Below are 25,371 nucleotides of genomic sequence, written 5' to 3'. Positions count from 1 at the left end.
TCCACAAAATTGAAGATTAAATACTTACCAAAAACCTAAGTACCACTTGATGAACGAATCTCCATAGAAATAAACAATATTAGCGGCTAATGCAATTGATGGGCCAAAGGGAATAGGTGTTTTTCTTCCCTGTTTACGCTTTAATAAGACAACTATTCCGACTATCATACCAATGATAGCAGCTAAAAATAAAGTCAACAGCGTATGAATAGTACCGAGAACAAGACCAATTAAAAAGAATAATTTTATATCCCCTCCTCCCATTCCACCTTTCGATAAAACCGCAATACTATATAATATGCCAAAACCAACGAGTGAACCCAATAGGCTGTCCCACCAAGGTGTTAAAGGTGATAGTACACGTCCAATGACCAATATAGGCAAAAAGAATAAAAGAATCTTATCTGGAATTAACAGATAAGTAAAATCTGAAACAACTATAATGACTAACAATGAGATGAACGATAAAGCTACTATGAATTCCATGCTCCAGTTTAGCTTCAAATAAGCAAGGGCGAATAATCCTCCAGTCAACAATTCTATCGCTGGATATACTGACGAGATTTTAAAGCCACAGCCCCGACATTTTCCTCTTATAAACAGATAAGACAATACTGGCACTAAATCAAGAACCGTCAATGGTCTCTGACAGTTTGTACAATGGGAGGAAGGAAGTACAAGAGACTCCTTCCGCGGTACACGAAAGCCAACTACATTATAAAAAGAGCCAAACACTAGACCAAATAAAAAAATGATAATTGTATAAGCCATTTCCAAATTTATGTCCTCCTAAACCAATAGGCGCCCATACAATCCGTATGATGCGCCTATTCATATAATTATTGTAGTTTTGCTCGGTAATACACGTAACCAATGTTATTCAGAACAAGGGACATAGATAATATGTGATGTATTTGAGGAATATTTTCACAAAGGATTTAAAGTACGATAAGAAGAAAGAAGGAGTAGAGTAAGAGTATTATCAGTTTAGCACAAGATAAAAGAGATTCCAAAAATCATTGGAATCTCTTTTATTTATTTCCTCAGTAACCTACCTGATAACAGCATGCCAATGCCACCAATTGTTATAAATAGAACAGCTCTAATTAATAAATCAAGTGCTGATAGGTCGAAGAAAATCAGCTTGATAAACGCAATGACTAAGATAACAAAGCCTGTAGTGCGAAGCGTTTTTAATTGTTGCGTGGAACTAAGCCATAACGAAATACTCGCGGTTAGAAATAATGTAATCGTTGTAAGAGCTATACTTAGTTTCCAATCAAGTAGATGACTATACGTAAATTGATGAACGAGCCCCCATATCGAGATCATTGTGAGTACGACACCTGAGCTAACAATAGCGTCTACATATTTCCCCATTCGTTCTGCATATAGCCGATAAATACGGCCCTTTACTAGAACGTCCACAATAATCGCCACTATTACTGCTATATAAACTAATCTGGTCATCATACTTAAGCTGTCCAACATAGAAGGCTTTGCGCTGACCATCAAAGAAAATACGATAAAGAATGCTCCCAGCACAGGCGTTAGAACACGCCCTTTGAATTTCTCTGACACGAGCAGAGTTCCTGCAAACAAAGCAGCTAGTGCCATACACATCAAATACTGAATGCCATTTGTTGCCGCAAAATAGGCTGTATCTAGTTTGCTCATATAAGCTAAGAAGTAGCCTGTGGTGATTACTGCTAAAATATCAATAGCATATACATCCTTCATGACTTTCTCAAAAGGTGATAACGTTTCTTTTGGGCGTCTAGCATACAAGTAAATGACTACAAGATAAATAATCGGCATGAACAGGCTTACATGATTAAAGCTCATAAATGGTGTTGGTTCATGGAAAATAAAGTTTAGCAACAATGTCATCACAAGGAAAAATGATGTGACTACCTTCATCATACTGGCCCGTAATCGTAAGCTCATCATTACACCTGCAAATGCGATCAATGGATATAGTAAATCATCCACTTTATCAGGTATATTCATGATAAGTACCGTATTACATACGGTCATAAATGCGAGTGTTATAGCACTATCAAATACTTCCTGCCATTTTTGACGATGACTATAAAACGATAATGCTATGAATAAACCAAACAAAACAAGTAGCACTGCTTCCCCATATTCTAGTGAGCGTATGATCAGGTTCATCAGCAATAAACTAAATGACCCTAACGAAAATTGGAGGCCAATATGAAGAGCTCTCCATTTAGATTGTGCATGAAATAATCGACACCAGCTTGCATAAAAGATGGCTAGTATAGCAAGTAAACCAAAAGCAAAGACAACTTGCTTATCATGATTCATAAATGCAACAACACCTATTGCCACCACTGAGAAAAAGGCTGAAATATAAAGGGCAAGCTTCTGCTTGTGCTGTTGGACAACCAATTGCAGCATGGCAAATAAAACGATAACAAATAGTAAAATAATGATGGCACTAAAGTCCATATATTCTAATAAATAAGGTAGTAATAATGAGGTAAAAGCAACAAAAATAGTTAATGCCTCATTTTTCTTTAAGTAACTTATTGCAATACCATAGCCAATATAAAGAATCGTAATACCAAGCGCTGGTGTGAGATGGATGATCTCGTATAAAATGGCACTAGCTGCAGTCGTTAAAATACCAACAATAAATGCTCCGCCATATAATGAGACGGTAATAGCGGGAGAGCCTACTTTTCTACGTTCCAGAATATAAGCGATAATCGCCAATCCTACCGATAATGAATAGGCAAGGATGATTTTCACGCCATTCGATAAATAACCATAGTCACTAACAAGTTTGAGACCCCAAAGTACCCCCATAACTAAAATAACCATGAATACTTTTGGAAGTGCCCACATAACACGTTCCTCCATCGATGGCTGTGGTTGCACCTCTTTTTGTGCTGTTTTGACTGGGGTAGTCTTCGACTCCACTGTTGGTTTTGGTGTTGGTTTTGGTTTTATTGGAACCGATTGCTCGATCATTGACTGTCTTGCATCAAGAGTATTTATTTTCTCATTGCTTTGAATTCGCCTTAATTCACTTAACTCCTGACGTAACTCTGCCATTTCCTCCTCAAGTTTAGCCACTCTTCGTTCCATTTCAAGGGACATTCAATCATCCTCCCCACTGTATCAATTTTCTAACATTATAACATATTTATCCTTATTGTAAAATTACACTTTTTGAATACTTTATCGTGGTCTCCTATACATTAATGCCTTTTCACTATCACTTGTACCTTTTGTCGTTGGGTCTACTATGACACCCATTAATACAAGAATAGATAGAACTGTATTTAAAATAGCTGCAATTTGCTCACTTATTGCAGCTGTCAAATCAAAGCCGAAAATCGCTCCTACTTGTTGTGCGAGTAAGAGTAACAATGAAAATAGACCTAATAAAAATGGTATATGTTGAAGACGAACCTTCCAGTTAATTCTCATAAAAGCTCACCTCCCCCCCTCTTGAACCAGTATATGCAGGGAGGTTATGTAACACATATGCAAAAATGGAGCTTTTGACAAGTTTACTAGGTATTTTTAATAATAATTTGCGAACTAAACTATTTTCGAGTGAAAGACAGACCGGTTGTAACCATAATGCCAAATTCATATAGTTAGTAAGGTTGCATCCTGGCAGGAGATGCCCGCCAATTTACTGAAATCGAGGGTGATTGAGATGGTGTACGAGTGGAACGCATTGAGAGCTATTGCTTGCTTAAGTATTGTGCTATTGCACGCGACGACAAATATTGAAATTATTAATGGCTTTATTGATCAACCTTTCTATCAATTTTTTAGACTTGTGCTATGTGCCGCCACACCCATTTTCATTTTATTATCCATTTTAATATTAGCTAATCGCTATCAACATCAGCTGCCTTCCCATTTTTTATGGCATCGATTTCAGTTTATCGTCATGCCGTTTGTAGCTGCTGGTATTTTATATGCGGCTAATGCAGCCTTTCATTATCATGAAAATTTTTGGTATGCCCTGTATCGTCACATTATTTTGGGGGATTTTTCTGGGTGGTTTGTCATGACGATTTTTCAGCTCTATATTCTATTTTTTATGGTAAAAAAATATAATCTATCCTGTATATGGTTTGCTCCCATAATGTTCTTACTAGGGGTTTTCTATATGACACTGGCAAAATTAAATATAGATTATTTCGTAAATAACGATCATTTTATACGACTGCTCTTCGTAGGCTGGCTTCCTTATTTTGTATTTGCCTATTTCATGGGTCGTCATTATGAAAGATTCACATATTATCTCGTTAAATATAAATTTTTTACCGTTTTATCGGTTATACTTGCAACAGTCATTATCTATTTAAATTATTATTTGGGCGACCAGCAAATTACATCACGAAGAATCGATATGATTCTATTTGTGTTAGCGATGACGATTTTTATTTTAGCGTTTGCTCAAATTTTGCCTAAGCTGCCCTTCATCCATATCATCAGTCGTTATTCCTTTGGTATCTTTTTAATTCACTGGCTTATTCAAGAATATCTAGCACCCTATAGTGCATTACTCCCTACCACTTCTCTACAAGTTATTTCACTTTTTCTAGCTAGTTTTGTCGTCTGTATGTTGCTCATAAAAATTATTTCCTTTCTCCCCTTTAGTGCATATTTAATCGGCAAATCTCACCAAAAAAAGTCAATCCGTAATTAAGGTTAAAATTTATATTGGATAGTAGTTCAATTAAGAGTGCGCATCAAATGACTTCGGTTTATTGCGTATTGAGGAATTTCACATCATTTTGGCAAGTATTTCTCTATTCTATTAGAAAGCACTCTGTCTTCCTATTAATCATGCAACCATGATTGGAGGAAATGAACAGAATGAATCAAAAAGTGATAGCAAAATAATCGGCTTAGAGTTTCTTATCATATTTTTCTATGTGGGTCTTTATAAGTAATGCAGAGAGCTCGTTATCGTCTATATATTTGTTTTATGGAAGCGAGTAAAGAAATCCTATGCTATAAATTCCATGAAAAATGCCAAGTCCATCTAGGACTTGGCATTTTGATTAGAATAAAAGGTGGCCCACTAATGCAGCAATTGGAAGTGAGATAAGTGTACGTAATATAAATATCACCACTAAATCGAAAAATTTCAATGGAATTTTCGTACCTAAAATAAGTCCACCCACCTCAGACATATAAATTAACTGCGTGACTGAAACAACTGCTATGACAAATCTAGTGGTATCAGATTCAATCCCTGCACCTAAAATAGAAGGCAGGAACATATCTGCAAAGCCCACAACCATTGTTTGTGCTGCTTGTGCCGCCTCTGGTAAGCCAAGTACTGTTAAAATAGGCTCAAAGGGTTTGCCTAAAATCACAAAGATACTCGTAAATTCGGCAAGCATTAGGGCAATCGTACCAAAAGCCATTACGATAGGCGCAACACCAACCCATAAATCAATAACATTTCTAAATCCATCTTTAATAAATTTGCGTGGGTCACGATTGTCATGGGCAACAGCAAGTGCATTTTCTAAGCCATGTGAGACTAAATTATAGCCCTCTGGTAATTCCTCACGTGAATAGTCTACAGGCGTACCATCTATATATGTATCTTCTTTCTGTGCAAGTGGATAGATACGGGGCATAATAATCGCTAGTACAATTCCACAAAAGACAACTGTTAAATAGTATGGAATAAAATAGCGTGCCAAATGAACCGTATCCAATACTACGATACAAAATGTAATAGATACTACCGAGAAGCTTGTTGCAATAATAGCTGCTTCTTTTTTGGTATAGTTCCCCATTTCATATTGTTTACTAGTCATTAAAACACCAATCGTTCCATCACCGACCCATGATGTAAGGGCATCAATGGAAGAACGGCCTGGACTTTTAAATAGGGGTCGCATAATTCTCACCATCATTGTACCGAAAAATTCAAGAAGCCCGAAATTAGTCAAAAACGGCAAGAGGAATCCAGCAAACAAGAAGATGGTAAATAAAAATGTGACAAGACCATCATTAGGATCCATCAGTAGTCCACCAGTATTTTCGTTGTTGATGGCAAAAGGACCAAAGTTAAAGACAACCATTGAAGCAAAAACTAAGCCGATACAGCGGGTAATCGTCCAAAACCAATTAACATAAAACAATGTATCTAAAATACTTGGCTCTTTTACGTTTTTACGAGGAATAAATTTAGCCATAAGTGCGCCAATTGCTGAAATAGCAAACATAAAAATTGTAAAATAACTAATAATAGGAGCAACAATAGTTGCTAAAACATTTGCTAAAATTGCAATTGGTACCTTCCAGCCTTCTTCTGTTAAGACAGGTGTCATAAATAGAAAAATACCAATTAAAGAAGGGATGATAAAATAAACATATGTAGAAACAGCATATTTTTTCATTTTTTGATTAAAACCTCATTTCTATTAATCATGAAATTGCAACTTGATCTATTTCTCAATCTACTATTCTATAAGCTCTATATGTTGTGTTCATTCAAAACCTCCCCTCATAACCTGTTATAGTACTATTATAAAAACAATAGAGTTTTGAGTTTTAAACAGAAAAATACTCACATCATTCATGTTTTTATAACATTACTGTGTTATAAAACTATTTTAAACGCTATAAAGCCATTGGTTCAATCTCACATTTTTCTGAATTTTTATACAGGCAACAAATGCTTCAATCAAGTATAACAATTATATAAGATAACAAACAGAAATTTTTAAAGTAAGAAAAAGTGAATAAACATCACATTTATTCACTTTGAGGAATTTGTAAACTTTATGAGGTTAGACGAGTCTTTTGATTTTAGGACAGGAGATACAAAAGTCATTCGCTTCATCAGATGTTTGATAATAGAAACAACATGTTTTTCTTAAGCGGATAGGTTGCTCGGATTCCTTTATTGTCACTTTAGGTCCACAATATTTAGTCAGAGGATTTTTCTTCTCGCCAAAGAGAGCACCTGGTGCCTCATGTACAATATAGGCATAATCCTCTTGTAGGCGAGTAATTTCTTGCTCATTGGCCCCTTCTCTTATTTTCGTTTCATATAGCCAATTGACATAAATAGCTGTATTTTCCCATAAGATTGTTTTTGGGATTTTACTTACTTTCATTAATGACTGCCACACTTTTGCTAGATTGTCCGCAAAAATTCCTTTCAGCACCTCGTCACGCCATGATTTACGATCAATTGTTGGCACAGACACCGTATGATCTATGAACCGAACGTTAGGTAGCCATGGCTTCGCATGTCCTTCTGCTTCCACCCAAATATTATCAATAGCAACGTGTAGCCCTTTATCGTATCTCGACATGGCATAGAATGCTGAAGCCATCGTCAAGACACTATAACGCTTTCCAAATAACGATGCTGTCACTAATAAAGAGGCCGATTGAAAAAAAGGTGCGATTGTTTGTAAATAGACTAGGGCCAGTTCAGAGTCCAATAAATTTTCCGCTCTTATGGAGTAAGTAGCGTCTATCGCGGGCTCAAACGTCAATCGATAATCGCTTAATAGTATGGGTATTTCTTCAGCTGACAATTTGTTGCTCAAGTGGCCGCTACCTCCTCAAATGCTTCCATCTGAACTGTTCTTCCCTTACCATGCGGAACACATAATGGCGTTCCAAATAGAGGGTCTCTCATTATGGTACAGTCCATCCGAAAGACCGCTTGTACCATCTCAGGTGTCACCACTTCCTCTGGCTTTCCTTGTGCGTATACCCGTTTATTTCGCACAGCTACAATATGATGAGCATAACGACAGGCTAAGTTTAAATCGTGTAATACCATAACAACTGTACGGCCTTCATGTTCATTCAAATCAAATAGTAAATCTAAAATTTCTACTTGATGAGCCATATCTAAATAGGTTGTAGGTTCATCTAGTAAAATAAGATCCGTTTTTTGAGCCAATGTCATAGCAATCCACACACGCTGACGCTGTCCACCTGATAATGCATCTACTGGGCGATCCGCAAATTCGGTCATCTGTGTCACCTCAAGAGCATTGTTCACAATAGTTTCATCCTCTGTAGACCATTGCTTTAACCAGCTCTGATGAGGGTAACGACCTTGTTTAATCAATTGTTGGACAGTTAATCCTTCTGGTGCAACAGGTCCCTGTGGAAGAATGGCTAACCGTTTTGCCACCTCTTTAGTTGAAATGGCGTCTAGTGGATGATTTTCTAAGAAAATTTCACCTGACCTTGGTTTTTGCAGTCGGGCAAACGTTCTAAGGAGCGTAGATTTTCCACAGCCATTGGCACCTACTAGTACCGTAATTTTCCCTTTTGGTATTTGAAGATTCAAATCTTCTAAAATAAGATTTTCACCATAGCTAACATCTAGATTTTGTACTTCTAAGACGTTTTTCAAAATCCCTTCACCCTCTTCTCTCACGCTTTTAACTCATTTATCATTGGGCATTATTGATTGCGCGTTCTAAATAGTAAATATATAAAGAATGGTGCTCCAATTGCAGCCGTAAAGACACCTGTTGGTAAATCCTTTGGTAAAAAGGCTGTACGTGCAACAATGTCAGCTACAATGACAATAATGCCACCAATTATAGCCGTAACAGGTATTAATCCTGCAAAAGAACGCCCTACTAGCAATCTACTCATATGTGGGGCTACTAATCCAACAAAGGCAATTCCACCAGCAAAAGCAACTGCAGAACCAGCTAGCATTACACTAATAAGTAAAAAGAGCAAACGGTACACTTGAACTTTTACGCCCAGCCCTATCGCAATGTCATCTCCTAATTCCTTCACATTGACGGTTCTCGCTAAAACAAATGTTAGAGGTAATAAGAGAGTAACCCATGGTAAAAGCAAGTAGACATCTGTCATATTTGCCCCATACAAACTACCTGTCAGCCATAGATAGGCCTTCGTTGTTGCGGCTACCTCGCTGATCACCAACAGCATAGTTACCACTGCCTTTGCTAACGCGGAAATCCCAATTCCAATAAGCACCATACGTATAGGTGTGACACCTTTTCTCCATGACAGCAGGTAAATGATAAAGGAGATAATAGCCGCACCTAAAATGGCAGCTAACGGTAAAAATTGAATGCCCACTGACCCCATAAAATACACGATAAAAATAATCGCACCCATGGACGCCCCACTCGTTACACCAATAATATCTGGAGCAGCTAAAGGGTTGCCTATGATTCCTTGTAAAATTAAACCAGCAACTCCTAGCGCAGCACCAACTAATAAGGCCATTAAAATACGCGGAAGCCTTAATGTATGTAAGACAAAATCGTACTCTCCGTTTCCGTAGCCTAATAATTCCTTCACTACGGTGACAGGATGAATAAAATCGCTACCCGCAGATAAACCAATAATCGTTATGATGACTAATAATAAGCTTAACAGTAGTATAATCCAACAAGTCTTTTTGGCGATTTGAAAAGATATGCGATCGGATTTCGTTCGAATCGTCCTATAATTAGACATTTTTAGCTAACCCCTTTCGTGCAATATAAATAAAGAAAGGAGCACCAATTAATGCAGTCATTACACCAATTGGCATTTCTAATGGCATAATTACGTATCTTGCTGCTATATCTGCAAGCAACAGCAGTATGGCTCCTAATACCGCACTGTACGGTATAATCCAACGATAATCCATACCAACAAGATGAATCGCTATATGAGGGACAATTAAACCAATAAAGCCAATCGAACCTGCTACAGCAACTGAGCTACCTGCAAGAATAATTATGATGATGCCAAGTGTGAGTTTCGTCACCATTGTTCGTTGTCCCAATCCTTTTGCAATATCATCACCTGATTGTAAAATATTTATAGAACGACCCATACCTATTGCTATGATCGTGCCCCCTAAAATAAATGGTAGGACAGGTATGAGCATGTCTATGCTACGACCTGATACTGACCCCGCTAGCCAAAATAGTACACTTTGTAAACCTTGTTCATCAATTACTAAAAGCCCCTGCGTAAACGAGACAAATAGAGCTGTAATCGCTGCACCAGCTAGTACTATTTTAATCGGTGTTAAACCATCTCTTCCTAATGATCCAAGGAAAAACACCATAGCTCCCGCTGCACCAGCACCTAAAAAGGCAATCCACATATAACTCATTAAAGAATTAACAGAAAAAAGAGTAATGGCACTGACAATAAAAAATATTGCCCCTGCATTAATACCTAAAATATCAGGAGCTGCTAAAGGGTTTCTTGTTAATGCCCGCATCAATGCTCCCGAGATAGCAAGGCTTGCGCCAACTACTGTAGCGATCACAGCTCTTGTAAATCTAGATGTTCGAATAATGACATGCTCCTTATTAGCAGCATCATAATGAAAAATGGCATCATAGATTGACGAGAAGGGAATAGATGTTTGACCAATAGTTATGCTGAACATAAACGTCAGCAATAGGACCAAACAACTGATGAACAACCCTATTTGTTTCATCGAGGTAGTAGAAAGAAAAATTCTCATTTTGCGCCAACTTTCTTGAACCACATTTTATCTTTTGAGAAAAGTTGTAGGTTTTTATAGGCGAAACACTACAAGGAGAGGGCTGTCTCTCAAGCATTCTCTAACACTTTAAACAGCCCTAATCACTTTCTCTATTTATCTAATTCAAATTTGTCATAAATATCATCTAGCATTAAATTAGCACTAATCAATCCGCCAGCTAGATTCCAATTGATTTCATCTACTTGGTAAACTTGATTTGCCTTCACAGCATCGAGCTCTTTCCATAGAGGATGATTTGTCCACTCTTCATAATTCTTTTTCACAGCGTCATCATTTTCCATAAACATATAAATGACATCGGCATTCATTTGCGCAATACTTTCTTTATCTGTTAGTTTGACGATCTCCAATGAGTCATCAGTTAAATTTTTAGGACCTTGGAAGCCAAGCTCTGACAATATAGAACCTGCATATCCAGTTACATAAATACGTGCATGGTCTGCTCTGAAATTGACAACCGCAACATGGAATGGCCATTTATCGCCAAGCTTCTCTTTCATTTTTGTTTGGAAATCAGCAACTCGCGTATCCCAATCTCCAAATAACTCTTTAACCTTTTCTTCCTCATTCATTGCTTGACCCATCATTTCTGCTGTACCTTTGAAATCAAATACCGTTTCATGAGCAACGGTTGGAGCAATTTGTGATAACTGATCATAAATTTCCTCATGACGAACTTTCGATGCAATGATTAGATCTGGTTTAAGCTTTGCAATTTCCTCAAGATTTGGTTGTGTTTCTTGTCCCACGACTGCAACACCATCTAAATCTTTTTTCAAATAATTATAAAAAGGTGCTTCTGCCCAAGATTCTACTGCTCCTACTGGCTTAATGCCCATTGCTACTGCAACATCAGTAGCCCCTTGGTATAGCGTAACGATTTTTGTAGGTGTTCCTTCAATTGTCGTAGTACCCATAGCGTGGGTAATTTCACGGCTAGAAGACTCTGTATTACCTTCTTCAGCTTTATCAGTTTCTTGCGAACTACTACTAGTGTTTGATGCTTTATCTCCACATCCAACCATCAAGAGAGAGAAGATTGATACTAATGCAAAAAGAATAAAAATATTTTTGTTACGTAGTGATAATTTCGACATACATTTCCTCCTAAATTATAATCAATAACGATAATCATTATCAATTAAAGAGTATACTGTATGACTGTTTGCTTGACAATATCTATTTTTTCAAAAAATATACTTTTTTAATAATTTTATTGTTAATTTAGCTTCCAACTCAATCATCTATAGTTTGGAAGCATTAGGTTTGTTGATTATTTGTAAAAATTTCGACACAATTATCGCAAGATGCAGAGGACTATTGTTTAAACACTAGATCGATTTACTACTATTTTGACAACAATAGAATGTGAAAAATGCGATTTGTAGTTCCTTTTTTCACCTAATGTGAAGGCAATTCTACATTAGATGTTCTACCATTCCAGTGACTTGTTAGATTTACCTATTCAATAATAGGCAAATAAATAGTCCCTATTGACGTCTATCTCATATCTTAATAATGAACGACAACTTATCAAAACAGGAGGTTATAACATGTTTCAACGAAGACGCCATCCGGCAAAAGGTCCACACTGCTGTCCGCCACAAACAATGCCCATGCAATTTGATCCACCACAATTTTTACCACCAGAGCAATATGTTCGCACAAATTATATCCATACAGTTGTTCCACATGTACAACCAGCACATGTCACAACAGTGAACAAACATATGATTGATCACCAATACTATTTCCCATGCACAGAGTCAGTTGTTAATGAATGCTGTGAAACACATACAATGTGCGGTATGCCACCTAACCCTTGTCATATGCCGCATCATCCCCATAAACATATGGGCTATTAATAAATAATGAGGGGGGCGAGTAATACCCGTTCATTATTTCAAACAAAAAAACCGAGTAGCCTCTCTTAGAGGTACTCGGTTTTATTCGTTATTAATACATTTTTAAATATTGATCGCGTTCCCACTGATGTACAGTTGTACGATACATATCGAACTCGATTTCTTTTGCTTCTTTAAAGTTAGCATAAATATGCTCACCTAAAGCTGCTTGCGCTACTTTATCTTTAGCCAGTAATGTTAAAGCATCGTCAAGTGCTGCTGGTAGGTTTTCAATACCATTCGCTTGGCGCTCTTCTTCCGACATCACATAGATATTACGGTTAATAGCTGCTGGTGGTGTCAAGTTTTGACGAATACCTTCTAGACCTGCCTCTAAAATAACAGCCATCGCTAAGTATGGGTTTGCGGATGGGTCCACTGAACGTACTTCTACACGAGTTGACAGACCACGTGCTGATGGAATACGAATGAGTGGTGAACGGTTTTGTGCTGACCATGCTACATAACATGGCGCTTCATAACCAGGTACTAGACGTTTATAAGAGTTAACTGTTGGATTTGTAACAGCCGTGAAACCTTGTACGTGTGCAAGGACACCAGCCATAAATTGCATAGCTGTATTTGATAGTCCTAATTCCGTAGATTCATCATAAAATGCATTTTCTTTACCTTTAAATAGTGACACGTTAAAGTGCATACCAGAACCAGCTTCACCAAATAATGGCTTTGGCATAAATGTAGCGTGTAAACCGTGTTTACGAGCGATTGTTTTCACTACTAATTTAAATGTTTGGATGTTATCACAAGCTGTAACAGCGTCTGCATATTTAAAGTCGATTTCATGTTGTCCAGGAGCAACCTCATGGTGAGAGGCTTCAATTTCAAAGCCCATTTCTTCTAGCTCTAATACGATATCACGACGGCAGTTTTCACCAAGATCTGTTGGAGCTAAATCGAAATAACCACCATGGTCATTTACTTCTAAAGTTGGTTCTCCTTTTGCATCTAATTTGAATAAGAAAAATTCAGGCTCTGGCCCTAAATTGAAGCTTGAGAAGCCCATATCTTCCATTTTTTTAAGAATACGTTTTAGGTTATTTCGTGGGTCACCAGCAAACGGTTCGCCTTTCGCAGTGTAAACATCACAGATAAGACGTGCCACTTTCCCTTTTTCAGAAGTCCAAGGGAATACCACGAAAGTATCAAGATCAGGATATAAATACATATCTGATTCTTCGATTCGAACGAAGCCTTCAATAGATGAGCCATCAAACATCATTTTATTTTCTAGTGCTTTGTCTAATTGACTTACAGGAATCTCAACGTTTTTGATTGTGCCAAGAATATCTGTAAATTGTAAACGAATAAAGCTTACATTCTTTTCTTCGATGAGACGTTTAATGTCCTCTTTTGTGAATTTACCCACAGTTTTCCACACTCCTATAATTTGTCTAGCTTTTATGTTTACCCTACCCTATTTTTAATAGAATCGAGATAAATCCCCTCGTCGGATGGATGATTTTTGCATGCGCTGTGCTTGACGCATTTCTTCGCGCATAATTTGACGTAATTCAGAATCACTTAAATCTTGTTCTTCAATTGTAGAAACAGGATTTTTCCTTTTAGCAAATATCTTTTTAATCTTCGCCATATTCATACCCTGTTCTAAGTAGTCTTTAATTTCAAGCAATGTGTCGACGTCATTTAATGAAAACATTCGACGGTTGCCTTCTGTTCGGTGCGGCTCAATTAAATGGTGTTCTTCATAATAACGAATTTGTCGTGCCGAGAGCTCAGTTAATTGCATTACAATACTCATTGATAATAACGGCATAGTTCGTCTAATTTCACGACTCATTTAAGTCCTCCTCCAATACCCGCTTATCATATAACGAAATTTTTTCACTGTCAACCAACCATGTCAGGTTTCCTAACATGGTTGGCACTATTTTTTTCAATCTGAGAGAAAATTGTAAAAAACTATTCAAATTTACGGTTTGTCCATTTCCTCATCTCTATTTTTGAATAGCTTGTACCGCACTACAAATTGCAAATTTTACATGTTCATAAGTTAGCCCACCCTGTATAAAGGCTGTAAAGGGAGGTCGTATCGGCCCATCTGCTGTTAGCTCTATGCTGGAGCCTTGGATAAATGTCCCCGCTGCCATAATGACATCATCCTCGTAGCCTGGCATATAGGCTGGTTCTGGTGCGTAATGAGCATTTATTGGCGAGTTGGCTTGTATTTCCCGACAAAAGTCAATCATTTGCTGTGCGGTTTGGAAAGAAACCGATTGTATTAAATCTGTCCGATGTGCCTGGTAACTTGGAGATGTATTCATCCCTATTTCCTCCAGCATAGCTGCCGTAAAAATGGCGCCCTTTAATGCTTGTGATACAACATGTGGAGCTAGGAAAAACCCTTGATAAAAATCACCCAATGTATTTAATGTAGCTCCTGCTTCTGCCCCGATTCCAGGTGAAGTCATCCGGTACGCACATTTCTCCACTAAATCTGCTCGGCCTGCGATATAACCTCCAATTTTCGCTAATCCTCCTCCTGGATTTTTAATGAGAGAGCCCGCCATTAAATCAGCACCAATCTCTGTAGGCTCTTGCTTTTCTACAAATTCACCATAGCAATTATCAACAAATATAATGGCCTGTGGAGCTAGCTCACGAATCTTTGCACACATATCAGCAATCTCTGCTATAGAAAAGGATGGTCGCGTTGCATAGCCCTTTGATCGTTGAATGGCAATCACTTTCGTTTTTGCCGTTATGGCCGCTTCCACTCCTTCCCAATCAATGGTTTGATTATCCAGTAACTCAACATGTGAATAACCGATTTGATAATCTTTCAAGGAACCTGTATCTTTGTCACCACCATCAACAATGGATTGTAACGTATCATATGGCTGTCCAGAAATATAGAGCAACTCATCACCAGGACGCAGCACACCGAATAAACTAAGCGTAATTGCATGTGTGCCTGAAATAATTTGCGGTCGAACAATGGCGGACTCTGCTCCAAACACCTCAGCATAGACACGCTCTAAATTATCGCGTCCCTCATCGTCATAGCCATAGCCATTGGATGGGTGTAAATGATAATCACTCACTTGATGCTTACGAAATGCCGCTAGCACTTTTTGTTGGTTATAAAACGCCATCTCTTCCACCCTAGCATGAAAAGGTCTCACTCTTTCTTCTATTGTTGCCGCTAAAGATAGCGTCGATGCTGATAAATTAGATGTAAACGTCATTCTTTTCTTCTCCATTTCACAATTGTCAAGCATATTATTCCGTAAACTTTATTCTATATCTAAATGGACCTCGATTATCCTAGGATTCCCTGATTGTCTACTTGTAATGAACGCTTATGACAGATGTTTTTCTTTATTTCATTAACATCTTATCAATTTGTATAGGTCCCTGTAAAACTTGCCTATTGTTTCTGAGTGAAATTTACGCTAAGCTAATGTGCGGACTTATTTCAAGAAGCGTATTTAATGTTTAATTTTGGCTATTAAATTCATAGATTTTGTTACTTACAGGATCTTTCAACTTTAGGAATGAGGTTCATTTATTGATAGAAGGGGTGAAAGGGATGGCTTGGGAAGTTTTTAGTATGATCGGTACAATTGCCTTTGCTATTTCTGGGGCAATTATTGCAATGGAAGAGGAATACGATTTATTCGGTGTTTATATACTCGGTATTGTCACTGCTTTTGGTGGAGGGGCTATTCGAAATTTACTTATCGGTCTACCTGTCACGACATTATGGGGACAGGATATGATGTTTCAAATTGCGCTTGCTGCAATTACCATATTTTTTATTTTTCCACATCATTTGATTCAACATTGGCATCGTTGGGGTAATTTTACAGATGCGATTGGTTTATCAGCATTTGCTATTCAAGGCGCACTCTACGCCGTAAAGCTGGATATGCCGATTAGTGCTGTCATCGTAGCTGCGGTCTTAACAGGGTCGGGTGGTGGTATCGTGCGTGATTTATTAGCTAGACGAAAACCACTTGTACTTCGTGACGAAGTCTATGGTGTGTGGGCTGCTCTCGCAGGGCTTGTTATTGGATTTGAAGTTTTTACAGGAGATATCTTCCTTTATATTTTATTTGCGGTAATTACAGCATTACGTATTCTTTCCTATATGATGAAATGGCGTTTACCTTTGCGAAGGTTGAATCGGGCATAGAGTCTATCATTGATAAAAAAAAACGAATAAGCGCAAATAGCTCTTTAACTATTTGCGCTTATTTGTTTTTCAGTAACTATTTAGCCAAAAGATTCGTTGCTTCTTCCAGTGTCACCATATTTTTCATCATTGAGCAAGCAGCATCTAATAGAGGAAAGGCTAGGGCTGCACCTGAACCTTCTCCTAACCGCATATTCATATGCAGCATCGGTTCCACTCCCAACAATTCAGCGGCTATTTTAGCTCCGGGTTCCTCCGAAGCATGAGAAGGTATGATAAAGTCCTTTACTTTCGGTTCAATTTGATAAGCTATAAGCGCAGCAATAGTCGAAATAAAACCATCAATCACAACAGGTTTTCGGTGACTTGCGGCAGCAAGTATAATACCAGCCATAGCCCCAATCTCTAGCCCTCCAACTTTAGCTAGTACATCAATGATATCGTTAGGATTTGGTTGGTTAAGCATAATTGCTTTTTCAATGACCGCTGCTTTATGAGCAATTCCTCCTTGACCAACACCTGCTCCAAACCCGGTTATTTGAATAGGGTCATAGCCAGTCAAAACAGCTAAGATTGCTGTGCTCGGCGTTGTATTACCAATGCCCATCTCACCTGTTCCAAGTAGGTTGGCCCCTTTTGTAATTTCGTCTGTTGCCACACGAATCCCCACTTCTATGGATTGAATAGCCTCCTCTCTAGACATAGCAGGGCCCTGTGCTATATTACCTGTTCCATATTTCACCTTTTGGATGATTACGTCCGCATTGAGAGGGATATCCTCCTTAACTCCAACATCTACCGTTACAACTTTGGTATTGGTCACACTTGCAATTGCACAAACACCTGTACCTCCCTTCGGAAAATTCAATGTTTGAAATAAAGTAACCTCTTGAGGATTCGGCGTCACGCCTTCTTCACAAACTCCATGATCTGCTGCACAGACAATCATCACCTTTTTATCAATCATCGGATATAACTGGCCTGTAATTCCAGATAGTTGCACAGCAATGGACTCCAATTTCCCTAAGCTTCCTGGAGGCTTACAAAGAATATCTATTCGTTTTCTTGCTTGCTCCCTACTATTTTTATCAGCGCCTTGAATGTTTTGAATCGTGTCATGTAATAATTGCATTGTCATTTCTCCTCTCGTTCTTCATGAAGACAAAATAAAAGCCTGTAGTTTATTGTCATGACAAATAAACTACAGACTTTTCCATCATCTATATTCTTAAAGCAAATAGGCAGGTCTCCTGGCTTAAGTTCAACATTTCATAGTACCTTCCCAGCAATGAGCTAGTGGTCTTCACTATTAAACTCCCTTTTACAGTGGCGGGTCCGCTAAAGTTTTTCACTTTATTCCCTATTCTCCCTTAATGGGCACCTAATGCTTATATTAAACTACTTTTAATCTACGACAGAGTATTTTTTCTGTCAATATTTGAATGCGTTACTTGTATCATTTCTTCGGCTACCTATTTTTTTCTAGCTCACTTAGCAATGTTGACCCTAATAATAGTATCGCTCCTATTAGTTGTAGTAGCGTCATTTTTTCTCCAATAAACATCGTTGAAATGACTAATGATGTCAGTGGATCTATATAGCTAAGGATGGCTATACTTTGCCCTTTCAGCTTTGACATGCCCCAAAAGAACAATAAAAATCCAACTCCTGCATGGACAATACCTAATACTATTAATAGTAAGACTGACTTAAAACTGATTGTCATGACCTGAAATCCTGTTGTCCCAAGTATATAAAAACAAAGGAAAAATGCTGCTAAAGCTAGTTGAATTAATGTATTTCCTGGTTCTTTTATGTTACCTATACATTTATTTGTAAATGTTAGAGCTGTGTAAAAGCATGCGGCGATAAGACCGTAGACAATGCCAATAAATTGTTTACTGTCCCCAGTGCCTTGACTTTGGACAATCAAATAAAGTCCGATAAGGGCCACACAGACATACATCATTTTTCTGCCAACTAGCTTCTCCTTTAAGATAATTGGAGATAAACAGATAACGAGTACTGGTGCAACATAATAACTAAGTGCAGCATTAGCAATTGTTGTTTCTTTATAAGCCTGAAATAAAAAAATCCAATTCCCACATAAGGCAACACTAGAAAGTACTAATTTCCACTTATTTTTGAGAATACTTCTTTTCGTAAAGCTTTCCTTTTTATAAATAAAAATCACTATCAAAAAACAAGCACCAATTAAGCTCATCCAAAAAGCGATTTCACTTGAAGATAAAGGTATATACTTGGCAAAAACACCAACTGCGCCAAAAATAATCATGGATAATACAAACGCTAATTTTCCGCTCATTACAATTCCTACTTTCTACGTATAAGTATTAACCTACACAGTAGAATCTATTGAAAATGAGCAAACTGTTATTGTATGCCTTACCAGTAGATTCTACTGTAAAGACATTGTTGGGGGTGCTATTGAACGAAACATACAAATCCCTCCTTCACCGATATAATTGTAACATATTTCAGAAAATTAAAGAGTATGTTTTATAGATAAAGGGAAAATGAATCACTAATTACTTCATTAGGTAAGGATAAAATTTTCTTTAAGGAGGAGTTAGAGTGCACGCAAGAGAATTAAGAAACGCTATTGCAGAGACTTGTGAAAACTATGATAGTCAATATGCGCAGTTAGTAAAACCGATTAATCAGTTATTAATGAATGTTGATGCTTTCATCAGTGAAGGAACGGCGTATGTCATTATAGAAAATTTGAAATTATATTATAGTGGAGATAAATACATGGCGGAATGTCACTTCGATGAGAGTGAAAATTTCTTACAGGATGGCATTGAGCTTCTAAAAAAGGGAGACCTGGCGAATGGCGCTTTACAAATATACGGTGCTGGTTTAAATTTTGCCAGTTATGCTTCAAAGGTTCGGGGGCAAAAAAATGTGAACCCGTACATGAACTTTGAAAAAAACTTTAGCCTCATCATGGACTCACTCCAAAAATAAGCACATGAAAAAAGAAAGAGTATACACTCTTTCTTTTTTCATTATGTCATTATTTAAATTCTAATTCGCCATCGTAAGCTAACATGCCACCTTCTAGGTTTGTCACATCAAATCCTTGTGCTTCTAAATAAGAACAAGCATTAGCTGAACGGCCACCAGCCTTACAAACGATAATATATGGCTTTGTTTCATCTAATTCCTCTAGACGTTCTGGGATTGTCCCAAGAGCGATATGCTGAGCGCCAGGAATCATGCCGTGTGCTACTTCATCCTCTTCACGAACATCAATAATATATAGGTCTTCATTTGCATCTAATAGTTCTAATAATTGTGTTGTTTCCATTGATTTCATCAAACTCGTCCTCCAAATATCTATTTCCTTTATCATTATAGCCTGAAGCAAAAAAAACAGCCAGTGTGGAGTACACTAACTGTTTAACAATCTTTTTATGCTTCTGTCTCTAAAAATTCTATTGGTTTTGCTGGAACGAATGTAGAAATAGCGTGCTTGTAAATCAGGTGCTGCTTATTATCAGCATCCAATAATAGAACTGTAAAATTATCATATGATTTCACAGTCCCTTTTAACTGAAATCCGTTTAATAGAAATACAGTTACAAAAACACTGTTTTTACGTAGTTGGTTCAAGAACGTATCTTGCAAGTTGATTGATTTCATCAAATAGCCTCCCTACTAACTTTCTACCTCTTCATTCCTATAGTAGCACGTTCTACCAATTTATCAATTAGTAATTTTTAGAAATTTTTCTTTAATTTTATAATTGTTCACCTGTCATCACAAAATGGACATCCATTTTATTGCGGAAATAAGTAAGTTGCCTTTTCGCATAGCGACGAGAATTTTGTTTTAAGCTGTCTATGGCGCCTTCTAGTGAACATTTGCCATCTAAATAATCATATAATTCCTTATAACCAATGGCTTGTATAGACTGCACACCCCGGATATTTTGTTGCCATAGCCCTTGGACCTCTTCTAAAAGACCATTCTCCATCATCAAATCGACACGGCGGTTAATACGGTCATAAAGCACCTCTCGTGACATATTTTGACCTAGCCCTAAAATCAAGTGATTATAGAGAGGTACCTCGCCTCGATTTTGAGCTTCAGCTGCCTTCGATACACCGCTTAATTCTAGCATCTCTAATGCGCGAATGACACGACGTGTATTATTTGGATGAATGGCTTCTGCAGTTTGAGGGTCTAGTTGTTTTAATTTATCGTGCATTGCCTCGGGACCAAGCTTCGCTAATTCATCATAATAGGCTTGACGTGCTGCCTCATCCACTTTTTCATCAGTAAATTGGAAATCAAACAGAACAGCTTGTACATATAAGCCTGACCCACCTACGATAATCGGTAGCTTATGACGAGCTTGTATGTCTGCAATTTTCTCTCTTACTAGCTTTTGATAGTCGGCCACTGAAAATGATGCTGTCGGCTCCAGAAAACTTAGTAAATGATGAGGAACTCCCTCCATCTCTTCTTCCGTAATTTTCGCCGTACCTATATCTAGCCCTTTATAAACTTGCATTGAGTCACCATTAATGATTTCTCCATTATACTTTTTGGCAAGTTCAATACTTAACGCTGTTTTTCCAGAAGCAGTTGGTCCCACAATTGCTACGACCTCAGCCTGCTGTAATTTATTTTCTATCATATTTTTCTAACCACCGTAATAATACTTGAAAGACTGCTTCTTGATTGTCTTCATTTAAAATTTCATGTCTTTTATCTTCAAATAAATAAACAGTGACATCCTCCACACCAGCAGTTGCTAATTGTTCTGCCACTGCGTACACTCCTAGTCCCTGTTCACCGACAGGGTCTTTACTGCCGCTTATCAAAAGTATTGGAAGATCCTTTCTTACTTTGGCAATCTCTTTTTTGCGATTCAAGGTTGAAAAGCCTGTTGTCAAATCTACAAAAAATTGATTGGTTGGAATAAAGCCACAGTATGGATCATCTATATACTTTTGAACTTCTACCTGTACAGAGCATAACCAATCATAGGCAGTCTTCGGATTTGGAAACTGCTTATTAAAACTACCAAAACTTAATTGATTGAGAAGCCTGCTTTCTGTCTCTTTACCAAGACCTTTGGCTAAAGCCTTGGACACGATATTACCAATTGCGTGTAAAGCTGTAACATTACCCGTTCCACAGAGCACAACATTGTCTACCAGTTCCCCATACCGTTGGATATAGCGTCTCGTAATGAATGAGCCCATACTATGACCAAAAATAATGAACGGTTTGTCGACAAATGGTGCATGTAATTGAGTCATTACTTCATGTGCATCTTCTACAACACGTTCAAAGCCGTTATTTTCAGCAAAAAAGCCTAAAGTTCCATTATAAGCAGCTGTTTCACCATGTCCACGATGATCGTGCATCGTCACTACATAGCCGGCTTTTTGAAGAGTGTGAGCAAATTTTAAATATCGACCACTATGCTCCGCCATGCCATGTAATATATGGATACGTCCAATACAAGGCTTTTTAGATTCTAATGTTCGTGTGAATACAAAATGGCCATCAGACATTTGAATATAACGCTCCATCGCTTACTCCCCTTCTTTCACGAAAATAGTGGCATCCAAGATGGCTTGGTCTAATTCAGCCATATAAGCATTTCGTTGCTCCTCCGTATAATTCAAGTGTTGTTGCATCACTTGAAGCACTTGTTGCTTATAAAGCTTGACTGCTTCAATGTCAAAATACAGCATACCAGTACGGCGAATAAAGAAGTCACTTGGCGTATAGACCATTTCAGCTTCTAAGCCATATAATAGCATCGCATGTAAAGTAAGTGGCATTGTACTACCATGCTCATGTAAATATTTTACGCGATCAAATAAAGCATCCACATTCGTGCCATATTTTTGAACAAGTTGCTTAGCTTCATCGTAATTTAAACCATACTGAACACCTTCTCGAGCTTTATAGGCAATATAGTCAGGGAAATTGATGGCATTAATCCCCTTTGCTCCTGATAGTGATAACTCTCGAGTTATAGATGCGCTCGCATGCTTATAACGACGGATTTTTACAATTTTATCTACAATCGATTCTGCCATTTGTCGGTAGCCTGTTAACTTGCCACCTGCTATCGTCATTAAACCACTCGGAGCCGTCCAAATTTCATCTTTTCTTGAAATTTCTGAAGGATTCTTTCCTTTTTCATAAATCAATGGACGAACGCCTGCCCACGATGATTCAATAGTAGCTCTCGTAATATTGGCTGTAGGAAATACTTTCTTTGCCGCCTCTATTAAATAATCCACATCTTGCTGTGTTGCAACAGGATGTACTGGATTGCCCTCGAAGACAGTATCCGTTGTACCTACATAGGTTTTACCATCACGCGGAATAGCAAATGCCATACGTCCATCAGCAATATCGAAATAAACTGCTTGCTTTAATGGAAAATCTTTTTGATTTAGGACAATATGAACACCCTTCGTCAACCGTAATTGCTTATTATCAGCTACTTTATCCCTTTGACGTACATCATCTACCCACGGACCTGTAGCATTAACAATTTGTGCGGCGTGTACATTCAAAATGCGTCCTGTTAAATGATCTTCTACTTTAATTCCAATTAGCTTTTTCTTGTCGTAGATAAATTCCTTCATCTCCGCATAATTAAGACAAAGTGCCCCATATTCAACAGCCTTTTTTAATACTTCAATCGTAAGACGCGCATCATCGGTACGATATTCAACATAATAGCCTCCACCGACAAGTCCTTCTTGATTGAGTAAAGGTTCTAATGCTAAGGTTTCTTGCGCATTTAGCATTGTTCTACGTTCCTGTTTTTTGACACCTGCTAAACGGTCATAAACTTTTAAGGCTAGAGATGTTGTCATTGGGCTAAGGGAACCCTTTTTATATAAAGGCAAAAGCATTTTTTCTGGTGTTGTCACATGAACAGCATTGTCATAGACGATTTCACGTTCACGTCCCACCTCTGCTACAACTCCTACATCAAATTGCTTTAAATATCGTAGTCCACCATGGATGAGTTTAGTCGACCGACTCGATGTTCCGGCAGAGAAATCCTGCATGTCGATACATGCAACGGACAATCCCCTTGAGGCAGCATCCAGAGCAATACCTGCACCCGTAATGCCTCCACCAATGACTAAAACGTCAAAACTATAGTGCTCTAAATAATATAAAATTTTTGGACGATGCTCATATGAAAACATACCTTTTTCCCCCAATAGCTAAGATTTAAAAATTCGTGTTGCCTCTACAGCTCTTTGCCAGCCAGCATAATGAGCTGTCGCTTGGTCTTTTTCCATTTTCGGCTGGTAGGTTTGACCATTTACCCTCAGTGCTGATAAAACCTCTTGATTTGGCCAAAAATTTGTAGCAAGTCCTGCTAAATAAGCTGAACCTAATGCCGTTGATTCATTGAGCTTTGCCAGCTCAACATGCAACTGTAATATATCACTTTGGAATTGCATCAATAACTCATTTTTTACCGCACCACCATCTACACGGAGTACTTCAATAGGTGCCCCGGCTGCTACTTCCATAGCATCGAGTACATCCTTCGTTTGATAGGCTAATGATTCAAGTGTCGCACGGATGAAATGTTCTTTAGAAGTGCCCCGCGTTAGCCCAAAAATGGCACCACGAGCATCTGTATCCCAATAAGGTGTACCTAGTCCAACGAAGGCAGGTACAACATAGACGCCATCCGTATCGGCTACTTTTTTAGCATAGGTTTCAGAATCCTCTGCTGTCCGAATCATACGTAGTCCGTCTCGTAGCCATTGAATCGCTGAGCCTGCTACGAAAACACTTCCCTCTAATGCATAGGTCACTTTACCATCTATTCCCCAAGCAATTGTCGTCAATAACCCATTTTTCGATTTTACAGCCTGTTTTCCTGTATTCAATAACATAAAACAGCCTGTACCATAAGTGTTTTTGGCCATGCCTTTTGTAAAACAAGTTTGCCCAAAAAGGGCCGCCTGCTGATCACCAGCAATACCTGCAATCGGAATGTTTTCACCAAAGAAAATACTTGCTGCCGTCTCAGTGTAAATTTCTGATGAATTTTTCACTTCAGGAAGCATCGACATCGGAATATCTAATAACTGACAAAGTTCCGCATCCCATTGTAATTCATGAATATTGTATAGTAATGTTCGAGCTGCATTTGAATAATCGGTAACATGAGCCTTTCCCTTTGATAATCGCCAAACAATCCAAGAATCAATCGTGCCAAATAATAAATCTCCATTGTCAGCCATTTCACGGGCGCCCTCTACATGATCTAATATCCATTTAATTTTTGTGGCTGAAAAATAAGCATCTAGACGTAATCCCGTTTTTTGCTGAAAAAGCTCCTCATGCCCTTGTTCTTTCAGGTCATTCACGATTTCCTGCGTTTGACGCGACTGCCAGACAATGGCGTTGTAAATAGGCTGTCCTGTATGTTTATCCCACACAACAGTTGTTTCTCGCTGATTCGTTATTCCAATAGCATGGACCTCGCTAGCATCATGTCCACTTTCTGTTAAGACGGTTGCAATTACTGAAAGAACCGAACCCCAAATTTCATTGGCATTATGCTCTACCCAACCAGCCTTTGGAAAAATTTGCTGAAACTCCTTTTGTGCTACATGATTAATTTCACCTTTTTTATTGAATAAGATAGCTCTTGAGCTTGTTGTGCCTTGATCAATCGCTAAAATAAATTCGCCCATTATTTTCCC

Annotated in this window: 24 protein-coding genes and 1 riboswitch; of the genes, 4 read left to right on the top strand and 20 right to left on the bottom strand. The window is 38.1% G+C overall.

Translation table 11 applies throughout. The annotated features are described in order from the left end of the window. Positions 1 to 24 precede the first annotated feature (24 nt). The 3 genes from ACE1MS_RS05495 to ACE1MS_RS05485 form a co-directional block, all read right to left on the bottom strand. Entirely contained in the window at positions 25 to 777 is a 753-nt protein-coding gene (locus tag ACE1MS_RS05495; RefSeq protein WP_031419077.1) for a prepilin peptidase, read from the bottom strand. Between the two features lie 258 nt (positions 778 to 1,035). Then, a complete protein-coding gene (locus ACE1MS_RS05490) occupies positions 1,036 to 3,129 on the bottom strand; it encodes a DUF2339 domain-containing protein (protein WP_012293380.1) in 2,094 nt (697 codons plus the stop codon). A gap of 81 nt (positions 3,130 to 3,210) precedes the next feature. Then, positions 3,211 to 3,462: a phage holin gene (locus ACE1MS_RS05485; RefSeq protein ID WP_012293379.1), complete on the bottom strand. Its 252-nt coding sequence runs from the start codon at positions 3,460 to 3,462 to the stop codon at positions 3,211 to 3,213. Between the two features lie 235 nt (positions 3,463 to 3,697). On the opposite strand from ACE1MS_RS05485, the gene ACE1MS_RS05480 reads away from it, so the two are divergent. After that, the gene (locus ACE1MS_RS05480; RefSeq protein WP_447402743.1) at positions 3,698 to 4,702 is read left to right on the top strand and encodes an acyltransferase family protein; all 1,005 of its coding nucleotides are present in this window, start codon (positions 3,698 to 3,700) and stop codon (positions 4,700 to 4,702) included. A gap of 358 nt (positions 4,703 to 5,060) precedes the next feature. On the opposite strand, the gene ACE1MS_RS05475 is transcribed toward ACE1MS_RS05480, so the two are convergent. The 6 genes from ACE1MS_RS05475 to ACE1MS_RS05450 form a co-directional block, all read right to left on the bottom strand. Beyond that, positions 5,061 to 6,416, bottom strand: coding sequence for a YjiH family protein (locus tag ACE1MS_RS05475; protein ID WP_012293376.1), 1,356 nt, complete (start codon positions 6,414 to 6,416; stop codon positions 5,061 to 5,063). Between the two features lie 393 nt (positions 6,417 to 6,809). Beyond that, positions 6,810 to 7,580 (bottom strand): IucA/IucC family C-terminal-domain containing protein, encoded by a 771-nt coding sequence (locus tag ACE1MS_RS05470; protein WP_447402742.1) that lies wholly within the window; start codon positions 7,578 to 7,580, stop codon positions 6,810 to 6,812. After that, positions 7,577 to 8,404, bottom strand: a complete 828-nt coding sequence (locus tag ACE1MS_RS05465; protein ID WP_031419071.1) for an ABC transporter ATP-binding protein — start codon at positions 8,402 to 8,404, stop codon at positions 7,577 to 7,579. The genes ACE1MS_RS05470 and ACE1MS_RS05465 overlap by 4 nt, the downstream gene beginning before the upstream one ends. 50 nt (positions 8,405 to 8,454) lie before the next feature. Next, entirely contained in the window at positions 8,455 to 9,495 is a 1,041-nt protein-coding gene (locus tag ACE1MS_RS05460; RefSeq protein ID WP_012293373.1) for a FecCD family ABC transporter permease, read from the bottom strand. Continuing rightward, positions 9,488 to 10,504 (bottom strand): FecCD family ABC transporter permease, encoded by a 1,017-nt coding sequence (locus ACE1MS_RS05455; RefSeq protein ID WP_036160992.1) that lies wholly within the window; start codon positions 10,502 to 10,504, stop codon positions 9,488 to 9,490. Before ACE1MS_RS05455 ends, ACE1MS_RS05460 begins: the two co-directional genes overlap by 8 nt. 131 nt (positions 10,505 to 10,635) lie before the next feature. Continuing rightward, complete coding sequence (locus ACE1MS_RS05450) at positions 10,636 to 11,643, bottom strand: ABC transporter substrate-binding protein (protein ID WP_031419069.1); 1,008 nt, start codon at positions 11,641 to 11,643, stop codon at positions 10,636 to 10,638. A gap of 456 nt (positions 11,644 to 12,099) precedes the next feature. Between ACE1MS_RS05450 and ACE1MS_RS05445 the strand changes: the two genes are divergently transcribed. Continuing rightward, a complete protein-coding gene (locus tag ACE1MS_RS05445) occupies positions 12,100 to 12,411 on the top strand; it encodes a CotD family spore coat protein (protein ID WP_025114030.1) in 312 nt (103 codons plus the stop codon). A 91-nt stretch (positions 12,412 to 12,502) separates the two neighbouring features. Here ACE1MS_RS05445 and glnA read toward each other — a convergent pair whose 3' ends face one another. From glnA to ACE1MS_RS05430, 3 genes are all read right to left on the bottom strand, one after another. Further along, positions 12,503 to 13,837, bottom strand: coding sequence for a type I glutamate--ammonia ligase (gene glnA, locus ACE1MS_RS05440; RefSeq protein WP_031419067.1), 1,335 nt, complete (start codon positions 13,835 to 13,837; stop codon positions 12,503 to 12,505). Positions 13,838 to 13,891: 54 nt separating this feature from the next. After that, positions 13,892 to 14,269 carry a MerR family transcriptional regulator gene (locus tag ACE1MS_RS05435; protein WP_031419066.1) on the bottom strand — a complete coding sequence of 126 codons (378 nt, stop codon included), beginning with the start codon at positions 14,267 to 14,269 and terminating at the stop codon, positions 13,892 to 13,894. A gap of 157 nt (positions 14,270 to 14,426) precedes the next feature. Next, positions 14,427 to 15,677 carry a methionine gamma-lyase family protein gene (locus ACE1MS_RS05430; RefSeq protein WP_031419065.1) on the bottom strand — a complete coding sequence of 417 codons (1,251 nt, stop codon included), beginning with the start codon at positions 15,675 to 15,677 and terminating at the stop codon, positions 14,427 to 14,429. A gap of 344 nt (positions 15,678 to 16,021) precedes the next feature. On the opposite strand from ACE1MS_RS05430, the gene ACE1MS_RS05425 reads away from it, so the two are divergent. Then, entirely contained in the window at positions 16,022 to 16,627 is a 606-nt protein-coding gene (locus ACE1MS_RS05425; RefSeq protein WP_031419064.1) for a trimeric intracellular cation channel family protein, read from the top strand. 76 nt (positions 16,628 to 16,703) lie between these two features. Here the strand turns inward: ACE1MS_RS05425 and cobT are convergent, their stop codons facing one another. After that, the gene (cobT, locus tag ACE1MS_RS05420) at positions 16,704 to 17,759 is read right to left on the bottom strand and encodes a nicotinate-nucleotide--dimethylbenzimidazole phosphoribosyltransferase (RefSeq protein WP_281486684.1); all 1,056 of its coding nucleotides are present in this window, start codon (positions 17,757 to 17,759) and stop codon (positions 16,704 to 16,706) included. A gap of 91 nt (positions 17,760 to 17,850) precedes the next feature. Then, a riboswitch (cobalamin riboswitch) is annotated at positions 17,851 to 18,027 on the bottom strand. A 68-nt stretch (positions 18,028 to 18,095) separates the two neighbouring features. Next, positions 18,096 to 18,953: a DMT family transporter gene (locus tag ACE1MS_RS05415; protein WP_031419062.1), complete on the bottom strand. Its 858-nt coding sequence runs from the start codon at positions 18,951 to 18,953 to the stop codon at positions 18,096 to 18,098. A gap of 269 nt (positions 18,954 to 19,222) precedes the next feature. Between ACE1MS_RS05415 and ACE1MS_RS05410 the strand changes: the two genes are divergently transcribed. After that, entirely contained in the window at positions 19,223 to 19,618 is a 396-nt protein-coding gene (locus ACE1MS_RS05410; protein WP_012293363.1) for a hypothetical protein, read from the top strand. A gap of 49 nt (positions 19,619 to 19,667) precedes the next feature. On the opposite strand, the gene ACE1MS_RS05405 is transcribed toward ACE1MS_RS05410, so the two are convergent. The 6 genes from ACE1MS_RS05405 to glpK form a co-directional block, all read right to left on the bottom strand. Continuing rightward, positions 19,668 to 19,970, bottom strand: coding sequence for a rhodanese-like domain-containing protein (locus tag ACE1MS_RS05405; protein ID WP_025114024.1), 303 nt, complete (start codon positions 19,968 to 19,970; stop codon positions 19,668 to 19,670). 95 nt (positions 19,971 to 20,065) lie between these two features. Next, a complete protein-coding gene (gene hfq, locus ACE1MS_RS05400; RefSeq protein WP_031419061.1) occupies positions 20,066 to 20,296 on the bottom strand; it encodes an RNA chaperone Hfq in 231 nt (76 codons plus the stop codon). 97 nt (positions 20,297 to 20,393) lie between these two features. Continuing rightward, the gene (miaA, locus tag ACE1MS_RS05395) at positions 20,394 to 21,296 is read right to left on the bottom strand and encodes a tRNA (adenosine(37)-N6)-dimethylallyltransferase MiaA (protein ID WP_012293361.1); all 903 of its coding nucleotides are present in this window, start codon (positions 21,294 to 21,296) and stop codon (positions 20,394 to 20,396) included. Then, positions 21,283 to 22,200 (bottom strand): alpha/beta fold hydrolase, encoded by a 918-nt coding sequence (locus ACE1MS_RS05390; protein WP_198694681.1) that lies wholly within the window; start codon positions 22,198 to 22,200, stop codon positions 21,283 to 21,285. The genes miaA and ACE1MS_RS05390 overlap by 14 nt, the downstream gene beginning before the upstream one ends. A 3-nt stretch (positions 22,201 to 22,203) precedes the next feature. Then, positions 22,204 to 23,850, bottom strand: a complete 1,647-nt coding sequence (locus ACE1MS_RS05385) for a glycerol-3-phosphate dehydrogenase/oxidase (RefSeq protein ID WP_031419058.1) — start codon at positions 23,848 to 23,850, stop codon at positions 22,204 to 22,206. Between the two features lie 18 nt (positions 23,851 to 23,868). Then, positions 23,869 to 25,362, bottom strand: a complete 1,494-nt coding sequence (gene glpK, locus ACE1MS_RS05380; RefSeq protein ID WP_447402741.1) for a glycerol kinase GlpK — start codon at positions 25,360 to 25,362, stop codon at positions 23,869 to 23,871. Between the last annotated feature and the right edge of the window lie 9 nt (positions 25,363 to 25,371).

The sequence above is a fragment of the Lysinibacillus sp. fkY74-1 genome, from assembly GCF_053165895.1.
Note: the sequence above shows the minus strand (reverse complement) of the source record. Positions and strands in the feature narration are given on the sequence as shown.

Bases quoted from the DNA above. Each gene is read 5' to 3' on its own strand.
- ACE1MS_RS05490 (WP_012293380.1), bottom strand. From the start codon at position 3,129: ATGTCCCTTGAAATGGAACGAAGAGTGGCTAAACTTGAGGAGGAAATG.
- ACE1MS_RS05485 (WP_012293379.1), bottom strand. From the start codon at position 3,462: ATGAGAATTAACTGGAAGGTTCGTCTTCAACATATACCATTTTTATTA.
- ACE1MS_RS05480 (WP_447402743.1), top strand. From the start codon at position 3,698: ATGGTGTACGAGTGGAACGCATTGAGAGCTATTGCTTGCTTAAGTATT.
- ACE1MS_RS05475 (WP_012293376.1), bottom strand. From the start codon at position 6,416: ATGAAAAAATATGCTGTTTCTACATATGTTTATTTTATCATCCCTTCT.
- ACE1MS_RS05460 (WP_012293373.1), bottom strand. From the start codon at position 9,495: ATGTCTAATTATAGGACGATTCGAACGAAATCCGATCGCATATCTTTT.
- ACE1MS_RS05455 (WP_036160992.1), bottom strand. From the start codon at position 10,504: ATGAGAATTTTTCTTTCTACTACCTCGATGAAACAAATAGGGTTGTTC.
- ACE1MS_RS05450 (WP_031419069.1), bottom strand. From the start codon at position 11,643: ATGTCGAAATTATCACTACGTAACAAAAATATTTTTATTCTTTTTGCA.
- ACE1MS_RS05445 (WP_025114030.1), top strand. From the start codon at position 12,100: ATGTTTCAACGAAGACGCCATCCGGCAAAAGGTCCACACTGCTGTCCG.
- ACE1MS_RS05435 (WP_031419066.1), bottom strand. From the start codon at position 14,269: ATGAGTCGTGAAATTAGACGAACTATGCCGTTATTATCAATGAGTATT.
- ACE1MS_RS05430 (WP_031419065.1), bottom strand. From the start codon at position 15,677: ATGACGTTTACATCTAATTTATCAGCATCGACGCTATCTTTAGCGGCA.
- ACE1MS_RS05425 (WP_031419064.1), top strand. From the start codon at position 16,022: ATGGCTTGGGAAGTTTTTAGTATGATCGGTACAATTGCCTTTGCTATT.
- cobT (WP_281486684.1), bottom strand. From the start codon at position 17,759: ATGCAATTATTACATGACACGATTCAAAACATTCAAGGCGCTGATAAA.
- ACE1MS_RS05415 (WP_031419062.1), bottom strand. From the start codon at position 18,953: ATGAGCGGAAAATTAGCGTTTGTATTATCCATGATTATTTTTGGCGCA.
- ACE1MS_RS05405 (WP_025114024.1), bottom strand. From the start codon at position 19,970: ATGAAATCAATGGAAACAACACAATTATTAGAACTATTAGATGCAAAT.
- hfq (WP_031419061.1), bottom strand. From the start codon at position 20,296: ATGAAATCAATCAACTTGCAAGATACGTTCTTGAACCAACTACGTAAA.
- miaA (WP_012293361.1), bottom strand. From the start codon at position 21,296: ATGATAGAAAATAAATTACAGCAGGCTGAGGTCGTAGCAATTGTGGGA.
- ACE1MS_RS05390 (WP_198694681.1), bottom strand. From the start codon at position 22,200: ATGGAGCGTTATATTCAAATGTCTGATGGCCATTTTGTATTCACACGA.
- ACE1MS_RS05385 (WP_031419058.1), bottom strand. From the start codon at position 23,850: ATGTTTTCATATGAGCATCGTCCAAAAATTTTATATTATTTAGAGCAC.
- glpK (WP_447402741.1), bottom strand. From the start codon at position 25,362: ATGGGCGAATTTATTTTAGCGATTGATCAAGGCACAACAAGCTCAAGA.